We start from the raw sequence: 1,632 nt of genomic DNA, 5'->3' as shown, positions 1-1,632 counted from the left end.
GCCCGCGCCGGGGTGCCGCCCGCCCGCGGGACGACCCCGGCGACCGCGGCGCCCAGCCCTTCCGGGCGGGCGGGCGGCACCCCGGCGCGGGCGGCGAGGGTGAGGACGAGCCGGGCCGCGACCGCCGCGGCCACGGCGGCGAGCGCGCCCCGGGCCCACGAGTCGCCGTACGCCTGGGCCAGCGCGGCCACTTGGGCCAGCAGCACCAGGACGAGGGTGAGCACGCCGAACGGCCCGATGTCCGACTGCTTCATGATCCGCAGCGCGTCGTCGGCCGGCTTGCCGCTGCCGAGGCCGTCCGCGACGTCGGCCAGCCCGTCGAGGTGCAGCCCGCGTGTGAGGACGGCGGGCACGGCGACGGTGGCGACGGCGGCGAGCGGCGCGCCCGCCCCGGGGAGCAGCAGCAGGAGTCCGGCGGCGGCGGCCGCGGCGCCCACCACCAGTCCGGCGAGGGGGGCGCACAGCATGCCGCCGCGCGCGGCCGGACGGTCCCAGCGGGTCACCCGGACCGGGAGCACGGTCAGGGTGCCGAAGGCGAAGCGCAGACCGTCGGACGGCGAGGCGGGGGAGGGAGCGGACACCGGCGCAGGCTACCCGGTGGTCGGCGGGGCGCCCCGGCCCACCGTGGATAAAGTGCGCTTATGGGACATTGGCTGCAGCGGAACATCGTCGAGCCGGGCAAGCTGCCGCTGCTCCTCGCCCTCGCCTCCTTCGTCCTCACCTTCCTGGCCACCCGGACCGTCACCCGGCTGATCCGGGCCGGCAAGGGCCCCTTCGGCAACGTCGAGACGGGCGGACTGCACATCCACCACGTCGTGCCCGGCGTGATCCTCACGGTCGTCGGCGGCTTCGGCGCGGTGGCGGGTGGCCTGCACGGCTTCGGACCGGCGCTCGGCGCGGTCGTCTTCGGCGTCGGCGCCGGTCTCGTCCTGGACGAGTTCGCGCTGATCCTGCACCTCGACGACGTCTACTGGACCGAGGCGGGCCGCCAGAGCGTCGAGGTCGTCGTCCTCACCGCCGCCCTGGTCGGGCTGGTGCTGGCGGGGTTCTCCCCGTTCGGGGTCGACGACCTCAGTGAGGACGAGCTCCAGAACCGCGCCGGCGTCGCCCTGAACGTCACGGGCAACTTCCTCTTCTCGCTCGTCGCCCTGAGCAAGGGCAAGGCGAGGATCGCCGTGTTCGGCGTGATCGTCCCCGTTGTCGCCGTGATCGGCGCGCTGCGCCTGGCCCGCCCCGGCTCCCCGTGGTCCCGGCGCTTCTACCGCCGCAGGCCCCGCGCCCGCGCGAAGGCCGTCCTGCGCGCCTACCGCCACGACCTCCGCTGGTCGGCACCCCGCCGCGCGGTCCAGGACTGGATCGGCGGCAAACCCGACCCCGACCCGTCCCGCCCGCCCGAACGCGGGTGACGGACGGGGCGGAGGGCCTGCGCCGGGGCGCGCCCCTTCGGCCGGTACGGGCACGGGCCGCCCCGAACGTCTTCCCGGGGCGGGGCCGGTGAGCGTTCGGCGCGAGGGGCTCCCGCCGCCGCGGCCGGGGCCGGCCCGCCGTGCCGATCACAAGCCGGAGCCGCTCCCCGCTCCGCCGGACGCGGGCGACAGGGGGGCCGCTTTGGCAGCGGCGACCCGGGACGTA

2 protein-coding genes are annotated in these 1,632 nt (G+C 77.2%); one reads left to right on the top strand and one right to left on the bottom strand.

The genetic code is table 11. The features are described from left to right. A partial coding sequence (locus tag AOK18_RS29750; RefSeq protein WP_055696312.1) for an adenosylcobinamide-GDP ribazoletransferase occupies nucleotides 1–581 on the bottom strand: 581 nt, incomplete at its 3' end. Nucleotides 582–641: 60 nt separating this feature from the next. On the opposite strand from AOK18_RS29750, the gene AOK18_RS29745 reads away from it, so the two are divergent. After that, a complete protein-coding gene (locus tag AOK18_RS29745) occupies nucleotides 642–1,406 on the top strand; it encodes a hypothetical protein (RefSeq protein WP_055696311.1) in 765 nt (254 codons plus the stop codon). Nucleotides 1,407–1,632 lie beyond the last annotated feature (226 nt).

The sequence above is a fragment of the Streptomyces prasinopilosus genome, from assembly GCF_001419695.1.
Classification (GTDB): Bacteria; Actinomycetota; Actinomycetes; order Streptomycetales; family Streptomycetaceae; genus Streptomyces; species Streptomyces prasinopilosus.
This window is presented reverse-complemented; position numbering and strand designations above follow the sequence as displayed.

What these genes read in the sequence shown, in the direction of transcription:
- AOK18_RS29745 (WP_055696311.1), top strand. Translation starts at nt 642, where the DNA reads ATGGGACATTGGCTGCAGCGGAACATCGTCGAGCCGGGCAAGCTGCCG.